The sequence below is a fragment of the Bradyrhizobium sp. USDA 4341 genome (assembly GCF_054063755.1).
On the sequence record NZ_JBSSGO010000002.1, the window covers coordinates 183,347 to 208,909 of the forward strand.

The window sequence follows — 25,563 nt, forward strand, 5'->3', positions numbered from 1 at the left end:
CATGGATCCGTCAACGCCCTTTATCCGCCGGCCGGTCGCAACCACGTTGTTGACGTTCGGGCTCGCGGCGGCCGGCCTTGTCGCGTTCTTCAAGCTGCCGGTGTCGCCGCTGCCGCAGGTGGATTTTCCAACCATCTCGGTGCAGGCGACGCTGCCCGGCGCCAGCCCGCAGGACGTCGCGACCACGGTCGCGAGCCCGCTTGAGCGGCATCTCGGCCAGATCGCCGATGTGACGGAGATGACGTCGTCGAGCTCGGTCGGTTCGACCCGGATCACGCTGCAGTTCGGGTTGAGTCGCGACATCAACGGCGCGGCGCGGGACGTGCAGGCCGCAATCAATGCGGCACGGGCCGATCTGCCGACCAGCCTGCGCAGCAATCCGACCTACCGCAAGGTCAACCCGGCAGATGCGCCGATCCTGATCCTGACGCTGACGTCCGACACGCTGACCCGCGGCGATCTCTACGACGCCGCCTCCACGGTGCTGGCGCAGAAGCTGTCGCAGGTCGAGGGCATCGGCGAGGTCGTGGTCGGCGGCAGCTCGCTGCCCGCCGTGCGTGTCGATCTGATCCCGCAGGCGCTCTACAAATACGGCATCGGGCTCGAAGACGTCCGCGCGGCGCTGTCGAGCGCCAACGCCCACAGCCCCAAGGGCGGCATCGATGTCGGCGACCAGCGCTACCAGGTCTATGCCAACGACCAGGCCAACAAGGCCGATGACTACAGATCGCTGATCGTGGCCTATCGCAATGGCGCGCCGGTTCACCTCTCCGATGTCGGCGAGGTGGCCGACGGCGTCGAGAATCTGCGCAATGCCGGGCTCGCCAACGGCAAGCCGGCGGTGCTGCTCATCCTCTACCGCCAGCCGAACGCCAACATCATCAGTACCGTCGACCTGGTGAAGGGGCTGATGCCGCAATTGCAGGCCTCGATTTCGCCGGCGATCGACATCGGCCTTGCGGTGGATCGCTCGACAACCATCCGCACCTCGCTCCGCGACGTCGAGCGAACGCTGGTTCTGGCGGTGATGTTGGTCATCATCGTGGTGTTCGCGTTCCTGCGCAATTTGCGCGCCACCTTGATTCCGGTGGTGGCGGTCTCGGTGTCGCTGGTCGCAACCTTCGGCGCGATGTACCTGATCGGCTACAGCCTCGACAATCTGTCGCTGATGGCGCTGACGGTGGCAACCGGCTTCGTGGTCGACGACGCCATCGTGGTGCTGGAGAACGTCACCCGCTACATCGAGGAGGGCCTGAGTCCGCTCGAGGCGGCGCTGAAGGGCGCCAACGAGGTCGGCTTCACCGTGCTGTCGATGAGCATCTCGCTGATCGCGGTGTTCATCCCGATCCTGCTGATGGCCGGCATCGTCGGGCGGCTGTTCCGCGAGTTCGCGATGACGATCTCGATCTCGATCCTGATCTCGCTCGCGGTCTCGCTGGCGACCACCCCGATGATGTGCGCCGTGCTGCTCAAGCCCGACAGCGGCGGCCACGGCCGGCTCTATTGGGCCAGCGAGCGCTTCTTCGAGGCGATGCTGAATTTCTACCGCAGGACGCTGACGGCCGCGTTGCAGCATCCGGTCTCGGTGATGCTGATCCTGGCGGCGGTGTTCGGCCTCAACTTCTATCTCTACAGCGTGATCCCGAAGGGCTTCTTCCCGCAGCAGGACACCGGGCGGCTGGTCGGCTCGATCCAGGCCGACCAGAGCGTCTCGTTCCAGCTGATGCAGCAGAAGCTCGCGCAGTTCGTCGGCATCATCCAGAAGGATCCGGCGGTGGAGACGGTGGTCGGCTTCACCGGCGGCGGCCAGACCAATTCCGGCTTCGTGTTCGTCTCGCTGCGCCCGCTCGACCAGCGCAAGATCAGCGCCGACGGCGTGATTTCACGCCTGCGCCGCGAGATGTCGGTGGTGCCCGGCGCCAGCCTGTTCCTGCAGGCGGTGCAGGACATCCGGGTCGGCGGGCGGCAGTCGAATGCGCAGTATCAGTACACGCTGCAGGGCTCGACGCTGGAGGAGCTCAACGACTGGACGCCGAAGATCGCCGCGGCCATGCAGCGCGATCCGAACCTGGCCGACGTCAACAGCGACCAGCAGAACAAGGGCCTTGAATCCGACCTCGTGATCGATCGCGATGCCGCGGCCCGGCTCGGCATCACCGTGAGCCAGATCGACAACACCCTCTACGACGCCTTCGGCCAGCGTCAGGTGTCGACGATATATGTCGCGCGCAACCAGTACCACGTCATCATGGAGGTCGCGCCGCGCTACTGGCAGAACCCCGAGACGCTAAAGGACGTCTACATCAGCACGTCGGGCGGATCGGTCGGCGGCTCGCAATCGACCAACGCGGTGACCGGCACCGTGGTGGCGCCGGGAACCTCGAGCGCGGCGAGTTCAGCCAATGCCCAGGCCGCGCGCAACCAGGCGACCAATTCGATCGGCTCGACCGGGAAGGGCGTGGCCTCGACCGGGTCGGCCGTCTCGACCAGCAGCGAGACCATGATCCCGCTGTCGGCGGTGGCGGCGTTCAAGCAGGGCGCGACGCCGCTTGCAGTCAATCACCAGGGCCTCCTGGTCGCCAACACCATCTCGTTCAACCTGCCGCCGAACGTGTCGTTGAGCACCGCGGTCGGCAGCATCGAGGCGACCATGAACCGGATCGGCGTCCCGGCCACGATCCGCGGCACATTCCAGGGCTCCGCCAAGGCGTTCCAGGATTCGCTCAGCAACCAGCCGTTCCTGATCCTGGCCGCGATCGTCACGATCTACATCGTGCTGGGCGTGCTCTATGAGAGCTATGTCCATCCGCTGACCATTTTGTCCACACTGCCTTCGGCAGGTGTGGGTGCCTTGCTGGCGCTGATGGCATTCAAGACCGAGTTCAGTATCATGGCGCTGATCGGCGTCATCCTGCTGATCGGCATTGTGAAGAAGAACGCCATCATGATGATCGACTTTGCGCTGGAGGCGGAACGCAGGCGCGGGCTGGAGCCGCTCGAGGCGATCAAGGAGGCATGCCTGCTGCGCTTCCGTCCCATCATGATGACGACGATGGCCGCGCTGCTCGGCGCCGTGCCGCTCGCGATCGGGATGGGCGACGGCGGCGAGCTGCGGCAGCCGCTCGGCATCGCCATCGTCGGCGGTCTGATCCTGAGCCAGGTCCTGACGCTCTACACGACGCCGGTCATCTACCTCTATCTCGACCGGTTCCGCTTGTGGGCCCTGCGCGTCCGCCGCGGCGGCGCCGTGCGGATGCCGGGCTCCTCACTTCAACCGGGCGAGTAAATGCCGACAGGTGCAGCGTTGCTTAGTCTTCGAATATTGCGGAAACCGGTCCGGTTTCGGCGCGTGGCCGCGTTCGGCGGCCTCGGCCTTGGTCTGAGCCTTGGCCTGACCGGTTGCATTCCCGGGGTGGAGAAACCCGAGCTCAGTCTCGAAGTGCCGGCGAGCTATCGCGCCGCGGCCAAGGGCGATGCCGACGCCGCCGTTCCTGCGCTGGCCTGGTGGCGCGGTTTCCGCTCGCCCGAGCTGACCGGGCTGATGGAATCCGCGCAGCTCTACAATCTCGATATCGCGGTGGCGATCGCCCAGATCGTGCAGGCCGACGCGCAGGCCGGCGTGTCCGGCGCCGCGCTGCTGCCGTCGATCTCGGGATCGGCCAATGCCGAGCGTCAGAAGGTCGCGACTGGATCGAGCTCGGTGCTCGGCGGGAGCAGCGGTACGTTCTCGCAGTACAGTCTGGGACTCAGCGCGAGCTACATCGTCGATTTCTGGGGCAAGAACCGCGCGACGCTGTCGGCCTCGGAGGAGAGCGCGACGGTCGCCCGCTACAATCGCGAGGTGGTCGCGCTGACCACGATGGCGGCGGTGGCCAACACCTATTTCCAGGTGCTGGCGGCGCAGGACCAGATCAAGGCCACCCGGCGCAATCTGGCGGCGGCCGAGCGCATCCTGGCCTTGATCAAGTCGCAATTCGCCGGCGGCACCGCCTCGCAGCTCGACCTGTCGCAGCAGGAGGCGCTGGTCGCCACGCAGCGCGCGGCGATCCCGCCGCTCGAGGTGACGCTGGGGCAGAACACCGCCGCGCTTGCCCTCTTGGTGGCGCGCGCACCGGCTGATTTCTCGGTGCGCGGCGGCAGCACCACGCAGATCTCGGTGCCGCGCATCACACCGGGGATGCCGTCGGAATTGCTCTACCAGCGGCCTGACGTCCGTCAGGCCGAGGCGCAGCTCGCGGCCTCCAATTTCAGCGTCGACGCGGCGCGGGCGGCGTTCTTCCCGCAGATCCAGCTGACCGGCACCACGGGCTTCCAGAGCGCGGCGCTCGCCTCGCTGTTTGCGCCGGGCGCCTGGTACTACACGCTCGCCGCGGGGCTGACCCAGCCGCTGTTCGACGGCTTCCTGCTGGAGAGCCAGCTCAAGCTCGCCAAGGGCCAGCAATTGCAAAACCTGCAGGCCTATCGCAGGGCGGTGCTGTCGGCCTTCGCCGACGTCGAGAAGGCGCTGATCGCGTTGCAGCAGTATACGCTGCAGGAGCGGCTGCAGTCCGACGTGGTGGCGAGCTCGCGCAAGGCGTTCGAGGTCTCCGAGACGCAGCTGCGCGGCGGCACGGTCAATCTCATCACGGTGCTGCAGACACAGCAGACGCTGTTCACGGCCGAACTCAACCTTGTGACGGTGCGGCTCAACAAGCTGCTGGCGGCAAGCAGCCTGTTCCAGGCGCTCGGCGGCGGCTGGACGCCGGCAGGCACGCTCGCGGCGGCAGTGCCATGAGGTCGGTCATGCAGCGGTTCGTCACACTGTTCGTCGTTACCCTCGTCATCGCGCTCGGCGCGCCGGCCGGCGCGGCCCGTGCGCAACAGCGGCCACCGAACAGCATTCCGCTCGCCTTCGGCATGAGCGCCGACCAGGCCAGCCAGTCGCTCGGCGTGCCCCTGAACTATGTTCGCGGCACGCCGGGCAATGAATTGTTCGTCGCGCTGCCCAATGTCAGGGGCAGCGTGCTGTCGAGGCGCAGCGATGGACTCTATCTGCAATTCGGCAAGGGACGCCTGATCGCCTGGAAGGGCGACTGGGGGACCATTCCGCAATGAGGGCCCTAGGCATGACCGCCATCAGAGCATTGATCGCCTGCGCCGCCATCGCGCTCGGCACCGCCGCTGCCTCGGCCCAGAACTTGTCTCATGACTTGGAGCCGCAACGGCCGCTGCGTTACGGCAGCACCGGCGGTGCGTATTTCGACGGCAGGAATGACGACCGCGATTTTCGCAGCAACGGCTCCTTTCCGGGCAGCTTCGCCGCCGATCCCTTCAGTGCGGGCTTCGGCGCGGCAGGCCTGTTCGGCTCGACGCCGTGGCACTCGGCGCGGCCCTATCCGTCGCAGGTGATCTTCGGCGCGCCATGCCAGGATTGCCGTCCGCATCGCACACGGCGGCACCGCGATCGGCCTGATTGAGATTGTTCGGGAGCGGAAGGCGCTTCTAGCTCTTGCGCAGAAGGTCGTCGATGATGCGCAGCTTCATCCAGCCGGCCTTGTCGATAATTTCCCTGCGCAGCGTGTCCTTTTCCATCTCGTATTGCTCGCGCGAGATGTCGCGGCCGCCGCTCGCAGTGGTTCCGAATGTCTTGAGCAAGGCGTTGTGCTGCGCCTCCCACGCGATCACATGCTCGGTCATGAGCTGCGTCACCGCCGGAAGGAAGCCGGGATGGCCTGCCAGGCCGCATGCTTCCGTGGTCTGCGGATCTTCCGCCAGCATGATCACGTTCCACTCGTCGTAGCCGATCAGATCCAGCTGCGTGTAGAGAAACGCGCCATGCGGCCCGTCCCAGATCTTGTGGTCGATGACCAGGAACGGCAACGCATGGCAGTAGCCGTGGCGCGCCGTCATATCACGGTTGAAACTCTCGGTGCGCTCCTGCAGCCGTTGATTGGCCGCAGCAAACACGGCGAGGCGATTGTCCGCCGTCGGCACGATGCTGGCTGCGCCGTCGGGCGCGAACCCCGCATCGCGCAGCATCGGCCCGATCCGTGGATCTTCCCACTGCCTCCTGTGAAAGGCGGGTGCCGCGCCGTCGGCGCCCGGTGCCGGACGCACGGGCTCCTTGAGCTCGCCCAACGTCGCCTGCTTCTTTCCAAAAACCACCCTGCGCTCGAACATCGTGCCGTTCCTGCCAAGCTGGGGGAAAAGCATGGCAAGCAATGCCCAGATTTGTCTTAACCCGGTCAGGGCCACCGGCTGCGATCGAACAACAGGGTGACGCGGCCGTTAATGCCAACGCGAAAATTCGATCAATCCGCCACCGGCAGGAGCCCAGGCCGTGAACCCATAAATCGGCCGAGCTGACGGCTCGCGAGAGTCCGCTATGTCCCGGTAGCGATCAAATTTCGCATCGCGGCGAAATGACGTGATGGGCCATTGCGGGAAGTTGTCGTAACGATCTCGAGACACCCAAAACGCAGCTGGCGGCTATTCCGGCAATCCGGCGCGTCGCAGGCCTTCCGCATATCTGGCAAGATCGTCGGGGCGGCGCAGCGGTACGTGATCGGTCAATCTGGACACTCTGAACGCAGGATCGATTTCCAGCATTCGCTTCGCCGCTTTCTGGGCTCGCTCCAGTTGACCGGAATTTCCGGCGCTGGTCGCGATAATTCTAATGGCGGGCAAGAAGTTCGGATCTTCCCGCGAGGCTTTCTCAGCCCACAAGACCGACTCGTCATATCGGCCGGCGACAAAATGGGCGAGCGCCGTAGCCGTCTGCATCGAGTAGAGACTGGGGTCGAGCGGGCTCAACCGCATGGCGTGAGCCAAATGCTCGATCGCCGTTTCCGGCTCTCCGCGGAATGCCTTGAGCAGGCCGCCGAATTGCCACGCGGAGGAGAGATGCGGATTGAGCGCAAGCGCCCGTTCAATCAGGTCAGCGCCTTCCTCCGGTTCGAAAACTACCCGCGCGAGAGCGTACCCGGCCCGCGACAGAACTGCCGCGTCGTCTCTTCCCAGTTCCACGGCCCGCCGGGCCTGCTTGGCGGTCTCGGCCGATTCCATTGCAACATCGGCCATCCAGCCGTTTGCTTTTCGCAAGGTAAAGCACCGCGCCAACATCGCATGCGCCAGTGCAAAATTGGCGTCGATCTCAATAGCTTTGTAGAAGAGCCGAAGCGCCTCCTCGTTCTCGTCCTTGGTTGCGCCTTCGACGACCGCCAGCCCGCGAAGGTAGTAATCATAGGCATCCAGCTTTTCGGTCAGCTTTCGCTTGGAGCGTTCGATCTCAGCCTGGTCGACCTTGGGTGCAATCGCGGCAACCACGCTCATGGTAATCCTGTCCTGAAGATCGAACACATCTTCAAGCGATCCGTCGAACTTGTCGGCCCACAGATGCGCGCCGCTCGCGGCATCGATCAACTGCCCGGTTATCCTGACCCTTCCTCCCGCCTTGCGGATGCTACCTTCGAGCACATAACGAACGCCGAGCTCCTGGCCGACCTTCTTGATGTCGACCGCTTTGCCCTTAAAGGTGAAGCTCGAGTTGCGCGCGATGACGAACAGCGACTTGAAGCGCGACAGTGCAGTGATGATGTCCTCGACGATTCCGTCTGCGAAGTATTCCTGCTCCGGATCGCCGCTCATGTTCTGAAACGGCAGGACGGCGATGGAGGGTTTGTCCGGGAGCGGTAGTGAGCTGTTGCTGCCGAGCGCTGTCGCGAATCTCGCTGTGTCCGCCGTCGTCGCCCCCTTCGAGGTGACGGCATAAGCCCTGACCGCTTCCTCGATGTTCTTGACCCGTTGGGCGCCAAGGTCGGTGAACGCCAGGGGCAGAATTTTTCTGACCTGATCATAGGCAACGCTGGAGATGCAGGTACCGCCGGCGCTGGCGATGGCTTGCAGCCGCGCGGCGATGTTGACGCCATCGCCAAAGAGATCACCTCCTTTGACCATGACATCGCCGACATGGATTCCGATCCGGAAATTGATGTGACGCTCAGGTGGCAGAGGGACATTGGCTCCGGCCAGCGCTGCCTGCGCCTCGACCGCACATTGGATGGCATCAACGGCGCTGCCGAACTCGGCCAGCACGCTGTCGCCTGCGGTGTTGGCGATCCGGCCGCGATGGGAAGCAATCAACTCGTCGAGAATGGCGCGCCGCTCTGTCAAATCCCTGAGGGTGCTGACTTCGTCGGCCCCCATCAGGCGGCTATATCCCTCGACATCAGCCGCAAAAATCGCGACCAGCTTGCGCTCAGCGTCGATGGGTTTGGCCAAGATGCGCTCCCTGTTCCGGCTCGCAGCCTATCGTGGGATGAAGTGTCATGACACTTCAAACATCGAGGTGACCCCGGGATGAGGGGCGAGCCGCCATGTCCGAGAGGGGGCATTCGCGACAGGATCGGGCCAGCAGCCAGTCCGGCAATGTCCGTTATGCCGCCGGAAGCGGAAGTAAGTTCAGAGCATTAGCAGGACCGCGATCGGCCATTGCGGGTTGGTGGCGCTGCCCGAGACGTGATTCAAGCTCCAAGACCGGAGCCTCGAATCATGCGTTACGAACTCAGCGACTACGAACGGACCGCCATCAAACCGAATGATTCCACGCCCTAACTGGCGGCAACGCTTGTCGATTTCGCCGGCGCCGGGGTAACGCGGGCGAACCGCACCACGAAGCGGGTGCCCTCGTGGCTGGGGTCGCGCTCGACGCTGGCGTCGAGCTTGACGGCCATCGCCGCGACGATGCGCTGGCCCATCCCTGTGCCGCGTGGATCGGCCTTGTCGGAGAAGCCCACGCCTTCGTCGCTGATCGCAAGCTGCAAATCGTCCGCGTCCGGCTTCAGCTCGACGTGGATCGGGCCGGCGCCGTCGGGATAGGCGTATTTCACGGCGTTCATCACCAGCTCGTTGACGATGATGCCGATCGCGACCGCGCGGTCGGGATCGATCTCGACCGGGTCGGCCTTCAGCGTCAGCCGCGACATCTTGTTGCCTTCGGCCGATCGCCTGAGATCCTCGAGCAGCGCCTCGAGATACTGGTTGAGCATCACCGTCTTGAAGTCGTGCGAGGTGTAGAGGCGGCGATGCACCTGCGCGACCGCGGCGACGCGGCCCATCGCATTGGTGAGCGCCGCCTTGACATCCTGCTGGGTCGAGGAATTGGCTTGCAGATGCAACAGCGAGGCAATGATCTGCAACGAATTGCCGACGCGATGATTGACCTCGCGGAGCAGAACTTCGCGCTCCGCGGCGAGCGCGGCGTAGCGGTCGCGCGAGGCGTGCACCTCGGCCTCGGCCTCGTCGCGCGCCTTCTGGATCGCGGCGCGCCGGACCGCGCCGTTCACCGCGACCTGGAGCAGGGGGATGAATTCGCCCCTGACATCCTTGACCAGATAGTCCGCCGCGCCGGCCTTCAGCGCGGTGACGGCAATCGCCGAATCCTGCGAGGCGGTGACGAACACCACCGGCGGCGCGTCCGCAATCTTGAGGATCTGCTCCAGCGTCTCCAGCCCGTCGAGGCCGGGCATGTACTGGTCGAGCGCGACGACGTCGATGCCGCCCTGGGCGAGCCGGTCGAGGCCTTCCTGGCCGCTTGCGGCGTGCACGACCTTGTAGCCCGCGCGCGTCAGCCCGCGTTCGACCAGGCGCGCCAGCGCCGCGTCGTCGTCGATATAGAGCAGTGTCGGCGTTGCGCTGGTCATAGGGAAGCTGGCGGCACCTGAATCACGGAAAAGAACAGGCCAAGCTGGCGAATGGCGTTGGCAAAGCTTTCGTAGTTCACCGGCTTGGTGATGTAGACATTGCAACCGAGTTCGTAGCAACGCTTGATCTCATGAGAGTCGTCGGTGGTGGTCAGCACGACCACCGGTGTCGACTTGAGATGCTTGTTCTCCTTGACCCGCTTCAGAATATCGATGCCGGTCATGTCAGGCAGATTGAGATCAAGCAGGATGAGCAGGGGCTGGCCCTTGCGCTCGACCGCGCTGCCATCCTTGCCGAACAGATAGTTCACGGCCTCTGTACCGTTGGTGAACGGGATGATCTCATTATTGACACCTGAGCGCCGGATATTCCGCTCAATCAGGCGGGCATGGCCCTCGTCGTCCTCGATCATGATGATGGTGACTGGATCGCTCATGATTCTTTGTCCCGGTTCTTGCCTGAGTTCTTGCCTGACCATTTGATAGGCAGCGTGATCGTGAACGTGCTGCCGTTGTGAAGTTCCGATGCTACCGACATGGTGCCGCCCAGTCTGCGCACAAGTGCGCGGACATGGGCAAGCCCGATGCCCTGACCGGGCTTGTCCTGGGTTCCGGCACGGCGGAACAGATCGAAGATGCGCTGGTGGTCCTTCGGATCGATGCCGCGGCCATTGTCCGCGACCTCGAAGATCGCAAAGCCCAGCTTGGTGCGGCCCTCGATCGAGATCTCGCCGGGGACGCCGTCCTTGAGGTATTTGAGTGCATTGTCGATCAGGTTGGAAAAGATCTGCTCCAGCGCGAGGCGGTCGCTGACGAGATTCGGCAAAGCGCCGACCTCGACGGTCGCATTGGCCTCGGCCGCCTGATGCGCGACCGTCTTGACGATGCCGTCGATCAGCTCGCGGAGATCGATCCGCTCCGGCTTGAACTCGCGGCGGCCCTCGCGGGTGAGATTGAGGATCGCGCTGATCAGGCGGTCCATCTTTGCGATCGACGATTTGATGAAGCCGAGCGATTCATTGAAATCGTCGGACAGCTGCTTGTCGGAGCCTTCGAGCTCGGGCTCGGCCGCATCGGTCGCGTCTTCCGGCATCGCCGGCGCCAGCGACGCGGTGCGATTGAGCGTGGCGATGCGCTTGAAGATGTCGCCGCGCAATTCCTCCAGCTCGCTGGTGAAGCCCATGATGTTGACCAGCGGCGAACGCAGGTCGTGGCTGACGATATAGGCGAAGCGCTGGATTTCCTCGTTGGCCTCGCGCAGGTCGGCGGTCCGTTCGTCGACGATGGTTTCGAGATTGACGTTGCTGTCGCGCAGCTTGGCCTCGGCTTCGTCGCGCGCCCGTGACGATTGCCGCAGCAGCACGAGCGAGAGGGCGGCGAGCGCCAGCACCATGCAGGAGCCGGCAATGGTGACGGAGGACGCCAGCACCTGGGTCCTGTCCGCGGTCGCGGTGCGCGTCGCCAGCAGGCGATCCTCCTCGGTGCGCATGTCGCGGCCGATCCGGGCGATCGCCTCCAATGCATCGGCCGAAGTGCCCTTGCGCAGGATGTCGACGCTGGTCGCGGCATCGTTGTTGTTGACGCGCTCGATGCTGAGCGCGAACTCGGCCAGCCGTTGCTCGACGGCGGCCCTGAGCTTCGCGGCATTGGCGACCTGCGCCGGATTGTCGACGGTCATCATCTGGAGATGGCCGAGCGCGGCCGGGAGCGCTGCCGCGGCCGACTGGTACTCGGACAGGTATTGTGGTGCTGATGTCAGCAGATACGCCCTGGTCGCGCTTTCGGCGCGCCTGACGTCAAGCAGCAGATTGGCAACCTGGCTCTCCACCTCGACCGTATGGACGACCCAGGCGTTGTCCTCGCGCGCCTTGTTGACCAGCAGGACGGACGCCACGCTGACCGCGACCAGCACGAAAAATCCCGCCGAGAGCAGCAGGATCTGTAACGTGGACCGGCGTCGTGAAACTGGTGTCACGACGGTCTCTTCGCGAGAGTGGGATTCAATGCGTCCCCGTGGAAAGCCAACAACCCTTTAGTACGTTTGAGCGGGGCGCTGGGTTCCACAAAGTTCCAAACTATTTCGGGGCGTCGGATGGCTGGCCGGCGAGGTACTGCTCCAGCCAATGGATGTGATAATCGCCCTCGATGATGTCGGGCTCGCGCACCAGTGCGCGGAACAGCGGCAGCGTCGTCTCGATGCCGTCGACCACCATCTCGTCCAGCGCCCGGCGCAGCCGCATCAGGCATTCGCCGCGGGTCTTGCCGTGCACGATCAGCTTGCCGACCAGCGAGTCGTAATAGGGCGGAATCACGTAGCCCTGATAGACGGCGGAATCGATCCGCACGCCGAGACCGCCAGGCGCATGGAATTGCGTGATCCGTCCGGGCGACGGACGGAAGGTCTGCGGGTTCTCCGCATTGATGCGGCACTCGATGGCGTGGCCGATGATCGCGATCTCGCTTTGCTTGGCCGGAAGCTCGCCGCCGGCGGCAATCCGGATCTGCTCCAGCACCAGATCGATATCCGTGATGCTTTCGGTGACGGGATGCTCGACCTGGATGCGCGTGTTCATTTCGATGAAATAGAACTCGCCGTCCTCGTAGAGGAATTCGATGGTGCCGACGCCGAGATACTTCATGTCCCGCATCGCCTTGGCACAGGTCTCGCCGATCCTGGCGCGCGCCGCCGCCCCAAGCACGGGCGAGGGGCCTTCCTCCCAGACCTTCTGGTGACGGCGCTGCAGCGAGCAGTCGCGCTCGCCGAGATGGATGGCGCCGCCGCGGCCGTCACCGAGAATCTGGATCTCGATGTGGCGCGGCTTCTGCAGGTATTTCTCCAGATAGACCGAGGCGTCGCCGAACGCCGACTTGGCTTCGTTGGCCGCGGTCGTCAGCGCCAGCGCGAGGTCGGCCTCGGTGTGGGCGACCTTCATGCCGCGGCCGCCGCCGCCGGCCGCCGCCTTCACCAGCACCGGGAAGCCGATCTCCTTGGCGATCGCCATGGCATCGTCGTCCGCCGTCACTGCGCCGTCCGAGCCGGGCACCACGGGAATGCCGAGGCGCTTGGCGGTCTTCTTGGCCTCGATCTTGTCGCCCATCAGGCGGATGTGCTCGGCCTTCGGCCCGATGAAGCCCAGATTGTGATCGGCGAGGATCTCGGCGAAGCGCGCATTCTCGGACAGGAAACCGTAGCCGGGATGCACGGCGTCGGCGCCGGTGATCTCGCAGGCCGCGAGCAGCGCCGGGATGTTGAGGTAGGAATCCTTCGACGGCGGCGGCCCGATGCAGACGCTCTCGTCGGCGAGCCGCACATGCATGGCGTCGGCGTCGGCGGTGGAATGCACCGCGACGGTGGAGATGCCAAGCTCCTTGCACGCCCGGAGCACGCGAAGCGCGATCTCGCCGCGATTGGCTATGAGGATCTTGTCGAACATCGCAGCGCCTGACGTTGACGGAAGCTATTCAATGATGACGAGCGGCTCGCCGAATTCGACCGGCTGGCCGTCCTCGACGAGGATCTGGGTCACCGTGCCCGCGCGCGGCGACGGAATCTGGTTCATCGTCTTCATCGCCTCGATGATCAGAAGGGTCTGGCCGGCCGTGACCTTGGTGCCGACTTCAATGAACGGCTTGGCGCCAGGTTCCGGAGCCCAATAGGCGGTGCCGACCATCGGCGAGGGCACGACACCCGGGTGCTTCGCCATGTCGGTGGCGGCAGCGGCGGCAGCCGGCACTGCCACCGGGGCGGCAACCGCATGCACGGCTGACGGCACGGAGGCGGCGATGCTGATATTGCGCGCGACCCGGACGCGCAGGCCGGCGCGCTCGATCTCGATCTCGGTGAGGTTGGTCTCAGCAAGCAGCAGCGCGAGCTCGCGGATGAGGACGCTGTCGTCGTTCCTGGAGTCGTTCTTGGGCTTTGCGGCTGATTTGTCGTCTGGCTGGCGCGCCATGTTGTTTGATCCGAAATCTCTGTCTGGTGACGGGGAACGTCAGGATTGACGATTAAGTCTTTGCCTTCGCACCGATCCTGGCGGCGAGGCCGATGATCGCAAGCCGGTAGCCGTCGATGCCGAAGCCGCACAGTGACGCGAAGGCGGCTTTAGCAGTGAACGAGTGGTCCCGGAAGCTCTCGCGGGCGTGGATGTTGCTGACATGGACCTCGACGGCGGGAATCTTGACCGCAACCAGCGCGTCATGCAGCGCGATCGAGGTATGGGAGTAGCCGCCGGCGTTGATGATGATGCCGACCGCCTTTTTGGCGTGGGCCTCATGGATGAAGTCGATCAGTTCGCCCTCGCGGTTGGACTGCCGGCAGTCGGCGGTCAACCCGAACTGCCGCGCGGTGTCCGCGCACAGCTTCTCGACGTCGGCGAGGGTGGCATGGCCGTACGTCTCCGGCTCGCGCGTCCCCAACAGGTTGAGGTTCGGGCCGTTCAGCACATAGATCGTTCCGGCAGCAGCCATTTTCAGGGGTTCCGAAGGGGAAAGTGGGCCGGGTTATAGGTAACAACCGGCCGCAGGGGAAGTCTTTAGGTGAAATCGGAACGTCTTCAACAGCTTCCTCCGCCCTGTTAGATAGCTGCCGTAACCTGCGGAAATTGCTGATTAACCAAATCTGGCGGAAGGCGCGCCCGGGCTGTGCTCCGGCCGGCCATCCACTGGCGACTGCGGGCTGCAGCCGCATGCAAAACCCCGCCCCTGAGGGGGCGGGGTTGAGATCGAGGCGAGGGCCCGTCAAGGCACCCTCGCGCCGAGGCCGAGGTCAGCCCTCGATGATGTAGACGATCTCGTGGGTCTCCGGCTGCACGATGATGTAGCGGCCGTGGACCAGGATGAACTCGTAACCGCGCCACTGCGGGTAGATCGTCACCACGCGCTCCGGCACCGGATAGAAGTGCACGTCAGCCGGGACGCGGGTGCCGACCGCCACGTTGAAGTTCACGTTGGTGACTTCGGTGACGTGCTCCGACCTGATCGCCGTCGAGATCTGGGTGCGCTTCTCGGCCGGCGGAGCCGCGGTGGCCGACGTCGCCGCATTACCGGTCGTGGTCTGGGTGCGGCTGGTGTCGTTGGTCTGGGCGCGGTTGGTGTCGGTCGGGCTCTTGGTCTGAGCGTTCTGGTTGGTCGTGGCGCCGCTCTTGTCGCGGCTCTCGGCGGCGTTGTTCATCTTGCCGCTCTTGTCATGGTCCTCGGCCTTCATGTTGCCGGTCTTGTCGCGGCCTTCGGCCTTCATGTCCTTCGGGCCTTCCTTCGAACCTTCCTTGGCGCCCTTGGTCGCATCGTTCTCCGAGCTCATGCTCTTCGACTTCTGCGTGTTCTCCTGTGCACCCTTGGTGGCGGGGCCGGACTTTTCGGACTCGGCGCCCTTCATGCCTGGCGAGTCATCCTTCATGCCTGAAGAAGACTCACCGGTCGTGGAGTGTTCGGAACCCTTCATGCCGCCTGTATCGCGCTGCATGGTGCCCGACGATGCGCCACCGGACGGTGCGCTGTGCTGCACGGTCGCGCCGCCGCCGGCCCCGGTCTCCTTGTTGGCGCCGCCGGCGCCCTGTGCATTCGCGAAACCGGTACCGGCGATCAGGGCCGCCGCAGCAACCGAAATCAGAAAGCGGTTAGACATCATATTCCTCCTCGTTATTCAGCATTGCCCGCGCCGACAACGGGAGAGGATGTGCGATGTTCCTGTTGATTTGCGGTTCCTTGCGGTTTGTTTCTTTTGTGAATGCGCGATGAACAATCTGCGCTAACCGCAGGCCCAGTCGAACTCCATGCTCGCAAGATCGAGCTGGCCGTTGCCGCCGCCGAAATTGAACCCGCCGAAATGTTCTTCGATCTCGAGATAGGTCGCGCTGTATCTCGGCGTCCACTGGTTGGGGAACATCGTGCCGCCGAGATGATTGCGGCCGTGCAGCCGCTCGAGACCGCGTGCACTGCCTTGCTCGCCATAGGGTGCGATGTAGTCGCCGAGCTCGCCCTTGTGCAGCAGATGATCGCGCGGCGGCTTGCCGACATTGGGGTCATCTTCGCGCGGCGCAAGTGCGATGCCGTAGGCGTGATGCCCGGTCTCGGGGATGCCGCCGAACACACGGTACCAGTATGTCTTCTCCAGTCCTTCGATGCGGGTGCGGCCGACATTGACGTCGAACGCCGTGCGCGCCGCGCCCTTCACGAGCCAGCGCGGAGGCGAATTGGTTTCCAGCAACGGATTGCCGGCAAGCTCCGGCGGCGGGCAGAGCGGTCCGGCGAACTCCGTCTCGGTGAGCCAGATCGCTGCGAAATTGTGGTCGATGATGTCCTTCATCCGAAACTCCATCGGATGACGGTTCTGCCGATAGGCGAAGTACGGCAGCAGATTCGGATCGGATGGACGCGCGATGGTCTCCGCCGCGAGATATTGCGCGACCGCGTCGATCTCGACGGGTTCGTCATATTGCTGATCGGCGAACATGGCGAGCGCGACATAAGCGTCACCCTTGGCGCGATACTGCGCCGGGACGCGCAGCGTGAAGCAGTGCTGCATCGGAAAGCCGTCATGCGGACTGAGCGGCCATTGCTCGGTGCGAATGCCCGATGGCAGGCCGTAGCACCAGCCGTGATCGTGGTTGGTGCCACGCTGTGGCGCTGTCTTCAGGAGCGTGAGATCGTAGCCAAGGGTTGGTGGAGCAAGGGTTGGTGGAGCAAGGGTTGGCGGGGCCAGGGGCATGGCGCGCGGCTTCCGTTGTTGGTGATGCCCCTTGGTTGCGGCCAGCGCGGAAGCGGTTCGGTGCCGCAAATAAAAAATCCGGCTGCCAGGCAGCCGGATTTTTCTGGATGGATGAGCGCTGTCGAAGCGACGATCAGCAGGTCGCCTTGCCGCAGCGGGCAAGGCCGATCTTCTCCTTGAGACCCTCGACGCCGACCGCGCCGATCACGACCTGCTTGCCGATCACGTAGCTCGGCGTGCCGTTCATGCCCATGGATTCGGCGAGGCGGAAGTTCTCCTCGATGGTGGCCTTGACCTCGGGGCTTGCCATGTCCTTCTCGAGCTTGGTCATGTCGAGACCGACCTCCTTGGCGACCGCCAGCGCGCGCGCCTTGTCGGCGGCGCCGCGGCCGCCGAGGAGCTTCTGGTGAAACTCGAGATACTTCTTGCCGGTCGGATCCTGCATGCGCACGGCGACCGCGACCTGCGCGGCCTCGACCGAGCCCTGGCTCAGCACCGGGAATTCCTTCAGCACGACCTTCAGCTTCGGATCCGACTTCATGAGGTCGAGCATGTCGGACATCGCGCGCTTGCAGTAGCCGCAATTGTAATCGAAGAACTCGACGAAGGTGACGTCGCCGTCCTTGTTGCCGAGCATGACGCCACGCGGCGAGTTGAAGATCGTGTCGGCGTTCTTGGCGACGCTCTGCTCATGCTTCTCGGCTTCGGCGGCGGCCTGCCGCTTGCTGAGCTCGTTCATCGCCTCTTCGAGCACCTCGGGGTGCGCGATCAGGTAGTTGCGCACGATGGTCTCGATGTCGCCGCGCTGGGTATCGTTGAAGCTCTGTGCGGACGCCGTCAGCGGCGCGGCGCAAATGCCGAGCGCGAGCAGGGCAGGGGCGAGAAAACGAAGCGCTGGCATGGCAAAATCCTTGTTCGGGGTGGCCCGAAATACGGCAGGGCCGCGGGCTGGTTTCGGTGATCGTTGTATGGAACTACGGTTTATTTCTAGTTGTTTTTCTGACCCGGCATCGGCTTGGCGCTCACAATGTCGTCAGCTTTGACCCAGCCGGGCGTGCCGATCGCAAACCGCGTCTTGGCGCGCGATGCCAGTTCGCGGGCGGTCTTGTTGTCGCCGCGGAGATAGGCGGCCTGCGCCGAGGCAAGGTCGGCCTGGGCATAGTCGCCCTTGCGGCCATAGGCCATCGCGAGCTGGGTATAGCCGAGCGGCGCCTCGGGCTCGCGCGCCACGGCGGCGCGCAGCATGTTGATCGCATCGTCGGTGTAGGCCTTGTTGTCGGAGGCGACCAGGGCCTGGCCGAGCAGCATCTCGATCAGCGGCGAGCTGCCGGAGAGCTGCACCGCGCGGCGCAGCGGCGCGATGGCCTCGGCCGGCCGGCCGCCTTCGAGCAGCGCCTGGCCGCGCAATTCGTAGAAATAGGGATTGTTGGGCTGGACCTGGATCAGTCCGTCGATCTGCGCGATCGCCGAACGCAGATCGCCGTGCAGATAGGTGGTGATCGCGCGCGCATAGCGCGCCGGCAGGCTGGTGTTGGACAGCGGATAGCGGCGGTAGACCGTGTCCTGCCGTTCCATGAAGCCCGAGATCTTGGCACGCATCATGTCGTGACGCAGCTGCAGCGCCGGATCGTCCTTCTTGTCCCAATAGGGGCTCGAGCGCGCCAAGTCCTGCAGCGCCGAGACGCGATCGACCGGCATCGGGTGCGACTGCAGATAGGGATCGGCGCCGCGCGCGGCGAACAGGCTCTCGTCGGTGAAGCGCTTGAACGTCTCGTACATGCCCTTGGCGGACTGGCCGGTCGCGTTCAGGAATTTGACGCCGGCGCGGTCGGCGTTTTCCTCCTGCTGGCGCTGGTAGGAGAGCAGCGTGCGCTGAATGACCGACTGCGGCGCCGAGATCGCGGCGGCACCGGCGCTGGAGAGGCCGTTTCCAACGCCGCCGCCCGCAGCGCCTGCCGCCAGCGCACCGACGCCGAGCAGCATCGCGATGATCATCTGGGTCTGCGCCTGCGCCAGCTGCTCGCGCATCTTGGCAAGATGACCGCCGGCCAGATGGCCGGTTTCATGCGCCAGCACGCCGATGATCTGGTTCGGGGTCTCCGATTGCAGCAGCGCGCCGTAATTGACGAAGATGCGGCGGCCGTCGGCGACGAAGGCGTTGAACGAGCCGTCGTTGATGATCACGATCTGGATGTTCTGCTTCTCGAGACCTGCGGCGCGCAGGATCGGCCTGGTATATTCGCGCAGCAGCTGCTCGGACTCAGTGTCGCGCAGCACCGGCGGGCCCTTCTGCTGGGCCCGCGCAGGGACGACGGGGCCAACGGCGAGTGCAACCGCGGTCAGCAATGCGGTGAGCTTGAACGCAGTCGGCTTGAGGGTCCTGGTGCGAAGCGCGAGGCGGAACAGCATGGGCGATCTATCGGCGATGTCTGGCCGCGCCGCGGCAAGGTCCGGTTCCCGACCCGGAAGGATCAGGCGCGTGGCACAGTCTGTTGTTTTTGCAGTTCTTCTTCACGCGAACCGGGTATGCACTTGGCCTGAAAGCGTTATAAGGAGCCACCGAATGCGGCCAGTCTGGGGCGGTCGCCGGTATCGGAACCCGAATTCGGCAACGGCCGTGCAATAGCAGAAATCCATGCGTGAAGCGACAGCGAGAGACCGTGTGAGCAGCCTTTTGACAGCGTCCGGCCGGAGCGATGTTCCGCCGTTCATGGTGATGGACGTGATGGCTGCGGCGGCGCGAATCGAGGCCGCGGGCGGCCATGTCATCCACATGGAGGTGGGGCAGCCCGCCGAGGGTGCGCCGAAGCCGGCGATCGCCGCCGCGCAGGCCGCGCTTGCCGGCGGGCGGATCGACTACACCTCGGCGCTCGGCATCCCCTCATTGCGCGCGCGCATCGCCCGGCATTACCGCGACACGTATGGCTGCGCGGTCGATGCCGAGCGCATCATCGTCACCACGGGCTCGTCGGGCGGGTTCATCCTGGCGTTTCTTGCGATGTTCGAGCCGGGCGACCGGGTCGCCGTCACCGTGCCGGGCTATCCGCCGTACCGGCACATCCTGACCGCGCTCGGCTGCGAGCCCGTGCTGATCGAGACCTCCGGCGACACCCGCCACGCGCTGACCGGGGAGGCGCTGCTGGCCGCCCATCGCAAGGCGCCGCTGAAGGGCGTGCTGGTCGGCAGCCCTGCGAATCCGACCGGCACGATGATGTCGCGCGAGGCGCTGTCGAGCCTGATGGCCGCCGCCGACAGCGCGGGCATCCGCTTCATCTCCGACGAGATCTATCACGGCCTCGACTACGCATTTCCTGCGGTGACGGCGGCGGAGCTGTCGCCGAACGCGCTCGTGATCAACTCGTTCTCGAAGTACTTCTGCATGACCGGCTGGCGCGTCGGCTGGATGGTGGTGCCCGACGTGCTGGTGCGGCCGATCGAGCGGCTGCAGCAGAACCTGTCGATCTCGGTGCCGACCTTGTCGCAGATCGCCGCCGAAGCGGCCTTCGAGGGCCGCGAGGAGATGGAGGCGATCAAGCGCGGCTATCAGGAGAATCGCCGCATCCTGATCGAAGGCCTGCCCAAGGCCGGGCTGACCAAGTTCCTGCCCGCCGACGGCGCGTTCTATCTCTATGCCGACGTCTCCGACTTCACCGCCGACAGCTTCGCCTTCGCCAGCGAAATGCTCGAGAAGGCGCATGTCGCAGCGACCCCGGGCGTCGATTTCGATCCGATCCACGGCCGCGCCTTCATCCGATTTTCCTATGCGCGTTCCGCGGCGGAGATGCAGGAAGCAGTTGCGCGGATCGCGCATTGGCTTAAATAGCCCGCAATCTTCAAGAGCCCTCGGTCTTGTCGGTGAGATCGGTCTCGCAAGCGCTGGCCCCGGTTTCGGCGGATCAGCACGCGACAGATCGCCGCAGATAAACGGGAGGGCCGACACAGTTCCATTTGACTTGAACGGCCAAGTTGATCTTGGCTATTTCCGCCATTTCTGAGGGGGAGTGACACATGGCAACGGCAACCGTTGCCACGGCTTCACCGGCGTCTGCCGGCAGCAAGCCGTGGTACAAGATTCTCTATGTCCAGGTTCTGATCGCGATCGTGCTCGGCGCGCTGGTCGGCTGGTTGTGGCCCGGCATTGCCACCAACGAGTGGATCAAGGCGCTCGGCGACGGCTTCATCAAGCTGATCAAGATGGTGATCGCGCCGATCATCTTCTGCACCGTGGTGTCCGGCATCGCGCATATCCAGGATGCCAAGAAGGTCGGCCGCATCGGCGTCAAGGCGCTGGTCTATTTCGAGGTCGTCTCGACCTTCGCGCTGGTGATCGGATTGCTCATCGGCAACATCGTGAAGCCGGGCGCGGGCTTCGGCAATGCGGCGGCGAACGCGCAGGCGGTTGCCGGCTATGCCAAGCAGGCGGAGGCGCAAAAGAGCGTCGACTTCGTGCTGCACATCATTCCGGACACCGTCGTCGGCGCCTTCGCGCAGGGCGAGATCCTGCAGGTGCTGCTGTTCTCGGTGCTGTTCGGCTTTGCGATCATGGGCCTCGGCGAGCGCGGCCACACCATCCGCTCGTTCATCGACGACGCCGCGCATGCGGTGTTCGGCGTGATCTCGATCGTGATGCGGGCGGCGCCGATCGGTGCGTTCGGCGCGATGGCCTTCACCATCGGCAAGTTCGGCACCGGCGCGATCCTCAATCTGATGGGGCTGATCGCGACGTTCTATCTCACCGCCGCGCTGTTCGTCCTCGTGGTGCTCGGCATCATCGCGCGGATCGCCGGGTTCTCGATCTTCAGGTTCCTGGCCTATATCAAGGACGAGCTGTTGATCGTGCTCGGCACCTCGTCCTCCGAGAGCGCGCTGCCGTCATTGATGGAGAAGCTCGAACGTCTCGGCTGCTCGAAGTCGGTGGTCGGCCTCGTGGTGCCGACGGGTTATTCGTTCAACCTCGACGGCACCAACATCTACATGACGCTGGCGACGTTGTTCATCGCGCAGGCGCTGGGCTACGACCTCTCGTTCAGCCAGCAGCTCACGATCCTGGTGGTGGCTATGCTGACCTCGAAGGGCGCCTCCGGCATCACCGGCGCGGGCTTCATCACGCTGGCGGCAACGCTTGCGGTGGTCGATCCGCGGCTGGTGCCGGGCATGGCGATCGTGCTCGGCATCGACAAGTTCATGAGCGAGTGCCGCGCGCTGACCAATCTGTGCGGCAACGGCGTCGCCTGCGTGATCGTCGCCTGGTGGGAGGGCGAGCTCGATCGCGACAAGCTCAATGCCAATCTCGCCCGGCAGATCGACCCGACCGACATGGAGACCGCGCTGACGACGGATTGATCTCCGTCGTCAGAACCGGTCCATCCGATACGGCGAGGTGTCCACCGAGGATGCCTCGCCGTTCATCGTTTCGGCCAGCACCCGTGCCGTCGCCGGGCCGAGTGTGAAGCCCTGATGGCCGTGACCGAAATTCACCCACAGCCCGCGATGGCGCGGCGCAGGCCCGAGCACCGGCAGCATGTCGGTGGTGCAGGGGCGGGTGCCGAACCACGGCTCGGGCTCGACGCGGCTGCCGATCTCGATCAGCTCGCGTGCGGCCGCTTCGGCATGGCCAAGCTGGATCGGCGTCGCCGGCGCATCGGGGCTGGTCAGCTCCGCGCCGGTCGTGATGCGAATTCCCTTGGCCATCGGCGCCATCGCATACCCATTCGCGGTGTCGACCAGCGGCAGGTCGAGCGAACGGCCGCCCTGATAGTGCATATGGTAGCCGCGCTTGCGCACCAGCGGGATGCGGTAGCCGAACTTGCGCAACAATTGCGGTGACCACGGCCCGAGCGTGACCACGACGTGGGCGGCATCGATCCGGCCGCCGGTGGTGTCGACCGACCAGCCGGTTGCGGTCTCCGTCAGCGTCTGCGCGTCGCCGCGCAGCAGCGTCCCGCCGAGACGCTCGAACAATCCGGCATAGGCCGAGACCAGACCGCCGGGGTCCGACACGGTCCACGGCCCGAGCCAGTGAATGGCGCCGGGGAGGTCGTCGCGCAGCAATGGCTCGGCCTTGGCGAGCTCGCTGCCATCAAGCACGCGAAACGTCACGCCGAAGTCACGCTGGTTCTCTTCGGCGACTGCGATCGCTTGCTCGAGGGCCGCCGGGTCGCGATGCAGCAGGCGGTAGCCGGCGCGGCGGATCAGATTGTCGGCATGCGCATCGCGGATCAGCGTGTCGTGCTCCGCCGTGGCGTAGGCGATCAGGCGCGCCCAGGCGATGGTGGCTTCGCGGTGCCGCTCGGGCGTCGAGTTCCACCAATAGCGCAGCAGCGGACCGGCGTGCCGGGGCAACGAGGCCAGGCGATAGCGCACGTCGTTGGTGCGTCCCATCGCGATCCTGGCGAGCGTGGCCGGATCGCGCGGCATCGGATAGGGCCGCACCGCCTCGCTCTGAATGATGCCGGCATTGCCGTAGCTGGTTTCGCGGCCCGGTTCCTTGCGGTCGACGAGCGTCACCGACCAGCCGCGGCGTTGCAGGTGCAGCGCCGTGCTGACGCCCACCATGCCGCCGCCAAGAACGATCGCGCTTTGCATTGGGATCCGTCTCCGTCAGGCTCCGTCACGCCGGCGTCTGACGAACGGATGGCCTGTCCAATAAAAACGCCCGGCGTGAACCGGGCGTTTTGACTTTCAGGTGGCGCTAGTTGCCGCCGCCGAAGCGGCGCGACCACCAGCCCTTGCGGGCCGGAGCCTCGGCCGTGGCGGCGTCGGGTGCGGACTGCGGGGCAGAGGCTGCGGGTTCAGGTTGCTCCGCCGGGCTCTGAGCCAGCGCCGGTGTTGTCTCAGGCTGCGGGCTCGACGCGAAGCTGACCTTTTCGCGCACCGTCGAGCGGCGCCGCTGCGCGCGGTCGCTTTCGGCCGTGTCCTCGACGGCAGGTGCTGCAACGGTTTCGGGCTCGGGTGCCGCGATCGCCTCGACCGGCGCGGCCTCGATCGGCTGCCATTCCGCCGGCTGGGCAAACAGCTCGGGCTGGGCGAGCGAGGGGGCCGGCTCCGCGTCGTGGCTGTCGAAATCGGCGACCGCGTCCGTGGCTTCAGGTGCTGCCACCGGGCTCAGCTCGTCGGAGATCGATCCGGCAAGACCGTCATCCGGTCCGCCAGTGCCGCGCCGCCGGCGGCCGCCACGGCGTCCGCGGCGCCGCGGGCGGCGATCGCCGTTGCCGGCCTGGTCGTCGCGGGCAGCGCCCTGGGCTTCGTCGCCTTCGTCCTCGTCGCCTTCGGCTTCGCCCGCGGCAACCACCTCGGTGCCATCGGGCAGGACATGCATCAGATCGCCGTCCTCGCGCGGCGGCTGAACACCGTCACGCGCTTCGTTGGCGCCACCACGGCCGCGGCGCCGGCGGCGGCGCTTGCGACGCTGGCCGTCGCCTTCGCCATCAGCAGCGCCCGCTTCCTCGCCGGCCGCCCGGTCGTCGACGAGCCCTTCGGTCTCGTCGGTCTCGATCTCGGCCTCGTATTCGAACAGTTCTTCCTCGTCATCCGGCTCATCGACCTGCGCCGGCGCAGCGGCAGCTTGCGCGGCAAGCAGCGCCTTGGCGGCTTCGAGCGTATGCACCTGCTCGCCGCGATCGATGATGTAGGATTGCTGGCCGTGCACCGTGGCGTCGGCGACGACCGACAGCGAGACTCGGAAGGATTCCTCGAGGTCGCGCAGATGGCCGCGCTTGTGGTTGAGCACGTAGAGCGCGACGTCGGTGCGGGTGCGGACCACCAGATTGTGGGTCGCGCCCTTCATCAGGATTTCCTCGATGCCGCGCAGGAGCTGCAGCGCCACCGACGAGACCGAACGGACGTGACCGCTTCCGCCGCATTGCGGGCAGGGCTCGGTCGAGTTCTCCAGCATGCTGGCGCGGATGCGCTGGCGCGACATTTCCAGGAGGCCGAAATGCGAGATGCGGCCGACCTGGATCCGGGCACGGTCCTGGCGCAGGCAGTCGGACAGCTTGCGCTCGACCGCGCGGTTGTTGCGCTTCTCGTCCATGTCGATGAAGTCGATGACGATCAGGCCCGCGAGGTCGCGCAAACGCAATTGACGCGCAACCTCTTCCGCGGCTTCCAGATTGGTCTTGAGCGCGGTGTCCTCGATATGGTGCTCACGCGTGGCGCGGCCGGAGTTGACGTCGATCGAGACCAGCGCCTCGGTCTGGTTGATCACGATGTAGCCGCCGGAGCGCAACTGCACGGTCGGCGAGAACATCGCGTCGAGCTGGCTTTCGACGCCCATGCGCGAGAACAGCGGCTGGCCGTCGCGATATTGCTTCACCGCGCGCACATTGGCCGGCATCAGCATCTTCATGAAGTCGCGCGCTTCGCGGTAGCCGGCTTCGCCCGCCACCTGAATCTCGTCGATTTCCTTGTTGTAGAGGTCGCGCAGCGAACGCTTGATCAGCGAACCTTCCTCGTAGACCAGGGTCGGCGCCTGCGACTTCAGCGTCAGGTCGCGCACCGTCTCCCACATCCGGATCAGGTACTCGAAGTCGCGCTTGATCTCCGGCTTGCTGCGGGAGGCGCCGGCGGTGCGCAGGATGATCCCCATGCCCTCGGGCACGTCGAGGTCCTGCACCACTTCCTTCAGCCGCGAGCGGTCCTGGGCGGAGGTGATCTTGCGGCTGATGCCGCCGCCACGCGCGGTGTTGGGCATCAGCACGGCATAACGGCCGGCGAGCGACAGATAGGTGGTGAGCGCGGCGCCTTTGTTGCCGCGCTCTTCCTTGACGACCTGCACCAGCATCACCTGCCGACGCTTGATCACTTCCTGGATCTTGTACTGGCGACGGGGACGGAACGCGCGCTCCGGAACCTCCTCGAGCACGTCGTCGCCGCCGACGGACTCGACGACATCCTCTTCCTCGCCTTCCTCGCCGTCATCCTCGTCATCGTCTTCGCCGGCATCGTCGCCATGCCGAGCCTCGGGCGCGGCTCCGTCCGAAAGCGTTGCGTAGTCGGCGACGCCGTGCTCATCGGCCGCGGCGTGGACTTCGTCGGCAGCCACGTGCGGCGCGTCGTCGGCATGCGCGGCGTTTTCCGCGACCTGTTCCTCATGGGCCCGCTCGGGCTCATGATTGACCTCGACGGTCTCGACGAATTCCGGCGCGGCTGACGCAACGGAGGCTTCGACCACCGCGA

20 protein-coding genes are annotated in these 25,563 nt (G+C 65.3%); 6 read left to right on the forward strand and 14 right to left on the reverse strand.

The genetic code is table 11. The features are described 5' to 3' along the window. Position 1: 1 nt before the first annotated feature. Genes ACVIGB_RS06635 through ACVIGB_RS06650 form a run of 4 tightly spaced genes read left to right on the forward strand, consistent with a single transcriptional unit; the run spans position 2 to position 5,456 of the window. Positions 2-3,286, forward strand: a complete 3,285-nt coding sequence (locus tag ACVIGB_RS06635) for an efflux RND transporter permease subunit (protein ID WP_456723314.1) — start codon at positions 2-4, stop codon at positions 3,284-3,286. Next, a complete protein-coding gene (locus ACVIGB_RS06640; protein ID WP_456723313.1) occupies positions 3,287-4,774 on the forward strand; it encodes an efflux transporter outer membrane subunit in 1,488 nt (495 codons plus the stop codon). Positions 4,775-4,782: 8 nt separating this feature from the next. After that, positions 4,783-5,094, forward strand: coding sequence for a hypothetical protein (locus ACVIGB_RS06645; protein ID WP_223967896.1), 312 nt, complete (start codon positions 4,783-4,785; stop codon positions 5,092-5,094). Positions 5,095-5,105: 11 nt separating this feature from the next. Further along, positions 5,106-5,456 carry a BA14K family protein gene (locus ACVIGB_RS06650; RefSeq protein WP_456723312.1) on the forward strand — a complete coding sequence of 117 codons (351 nt, stop codon included), beginning with the start codon at positions 5,106-5,108 and terminating at the stop codon, positions 5,454-5,456. Between the two features lie 25 nt (positions 5,457-5,481). Here the strand turns inward: ACVIGB_RS06650 and ACVIGB_RS06655 are convergent, their stop codons facing one another. The 12 genes from ACVIGB_RS06655 to ACVIGB_RS06710 all read right to left on the reverse strand — a co-directional run bounded on the left by ACVIGB_RS06655 (position 5,482) and on the right by ACVIGB_RS06710 (position 18,795). After that, positions 5,482-6,234 carry a hypothetical protein gene (locus ACVIGB_RS06655; RefSeq protein WP_456723311.1) on the reverse strand — a complete coding sequence of 251 codons (753 nt, stop codon included), beginning with the start codon at positions 6,232-6,234 and terminating at the stop codon, positions 5,482-5,484. A gap of 234 nt (positions 6,235-6,468) precedes the next feature. Next, complete coding sequence (locus tag ACVIGB_RS06660; protein WP_456723310.1) at positions 6,469-8,259, reverse strand: adenylate/guanylate cyclase domain-containing protein; 1,791 nt, start codon at positions 8,257-8,259, stop codon at positions 6,469-6,471. A 329-nt stretch (positions 8,260-8,588) separates the two neighbouring features. After that, positions 8,589-9,680, reverse strand: a complete 1,092-nt coding sequence (locus tag ACVIGB_RS06665; protein WP_456723309.1) for a sensor histidine kinase — start codon at positions 9,678-9,680, stop codon at positions 8,589-8,591. After that, the gene (locus tag ACVIGB_RS06670) at positions 9,677-10,117 is read right to left on the reverse strand and encodes a response regulator (RefSeq protein WP_456723308.1); all 441 of its coding nucleotides are present in this window, start codon (positions 10,115-10,117) and stop codon (positions 9,677-9,679) included. The genes ACVIGB_RS06665 and ACVIGB_RS06670 overlap by 4 nt, the downstream gene beginning before the upstream one ends. Further along, positions 10,114-11,655: a sensor histidine kinase gene (locus ACVIGB_RS06675; RefSeq protein WP_456723307.1), complete on the reverse strand. Its 1,542-nt coding sequence runs from the start codon at positions 11,653-11,655 to the stop codon at positions 10,114-10,116. Before ACVIGB_RS06675 ends, ACVIGB_RS06670 begins: the two co-directional genes overlap by 4 nt. A gap of 100 nt (positions 11,656-11,755) precedes the next feature. Then, entirely contained in the window at positions 11,756-13,114 is a 1,359-nt protein-coding gene (gene accC / locus ACVIGB_RS06680; RefSeq protein WP_092113729.1) for an acetyl-CoA carboxylase biotin carboxylase subunit, read from the reverse strand. A gap of 24 nt (positions 13,115-13,138) precedes the next feature. Continuing rightward, positions 13,139-13,633 carry an acetyl-CoA carboxylase biotin carboxyl carrier protein gene (gene accB / locus ACVIGB_RS06685; RefSeq protein WP_456723306.1) on the reverse strand — a complete coding sequence of 165 codons (495 nt, stop codon included), beginning with the start codon at positions 13,631-13,633 and terminating at the stop codon, positions 13,139-13,141. Positions 13,634-13,685: 52 nt separating this feature from the next. Then, positions 13,686-14,147, reverse strand: coding sequence for a type II 3-dehydroquinate dehydratase (gene aroQ, locus ACVIGB_RS06690; protein WP_456723305.1), 462 nt, complete (start codon positions 14,145-14,147; stop codon positions 13,686-13,688). Between the two features lie 298 nt (positions 14,148-14,445). Next, on the reverse strand, positions 14,446-15,303 hold the full coding sequence (locus ACVIGB_RS06695) for a DUF1236 domain-containing protein (protein WP_456723304.1): 858 nt from the start codon (positions 15,301-15,303) through the stop codon (positions 14,446-14,448). A 123-nt stretch (positions 15,304-15,426) separates the two neighbouring features. After that, entirely contained in the window at positions 15,427-16,386 is a 960-nt protein-coding gene (locus tag ACVIGB_RS06700) for a hypothetical protein (protein ID WP_456723303.1), read from the reverse strand. 133 nt (positions 16,387-16,519) lie between these two features. Beyond that, complete coding sequence (locus ACVIGB_RS06705) at positions 16,520-17,287, reverse strand: DsbA family protein (RefSeq protein WP_092113737.1); 768 nt, start codon at positions 17,285-17,287, stop codon at positions 16,520-16,522. 86 nt (positions 17,288-17,373) lie between these two features. Continuing rightward, positions 17,374-18,795: a M48 family metalloprotease gene (locus ACVIGB_RS06710; RefSeq protein WP_092113739.1), complete on the reverse strand. Its 1,422-nt coding sequence runs from the start codon at positions 18,793-18,795 to the stop codon at positions 17,374-17,376. Between the two features lie 226 nt (positions 18,796-19,021). Between ACVIGB_RS06710 and ACVIGB_RS06715 the strand changes: the two genes are divergently transcribed. After that, positions 19,022-20,209, forward strand: a complete 1,188-nt coding sequence (locus ACVIGB_RS06715) for a pyridoxal phosphate-dependent aminotransferase (RefSeq protein WP_456723302.1) — start codon at positions 19,022-19,024, stop codon at positions 20,207-20,209. 185 nt (positions 20,210-20,394) lie between these two features. Next, complete coding sequence (locus ACVIGB_RS06720; protein WP_456723301.1) at positions 20,395-21,729, forward strand: dicarboxylate/amino acid:cation symporter; 1,335 nt, start codon at positions 20,395-20,397, stop codon at positions 21,727-21,729. Between the two features lie 9 nt (positions 21,730-21,738). Here ACVIGB_RS06720 and ACVIGB_RS06725 read toward each other — a convergent pair whose 3' ends face one another. Continuing rightward, on the reverse strand, positions 21,739-22,971 hold the full coding sequence (locus ACVIGB_RS06725) for an NAD(P)/FAD-dependent oxidoreductase (RefSeq protein WP_092113743.1): 1,233 nt from the start codon (positions 22,969-22,971) through the stop codon (positions 21,739-21,741). A gap of 106 nt (positions 22,972-23,077) precedes the next feature. Further along, positions 23,078-25,558, reverse strand: coding sequence for an Rne/Rng family ribonuclease (locus ACVIGB_RS06730; protein ID WP_456723300.1), 2,481 nt, complete (start codon positions 25,556-25,558; stop codon positions 23,078-23,080). Positions 25,559-25,563: the final 5 nt, after the last annotated feature.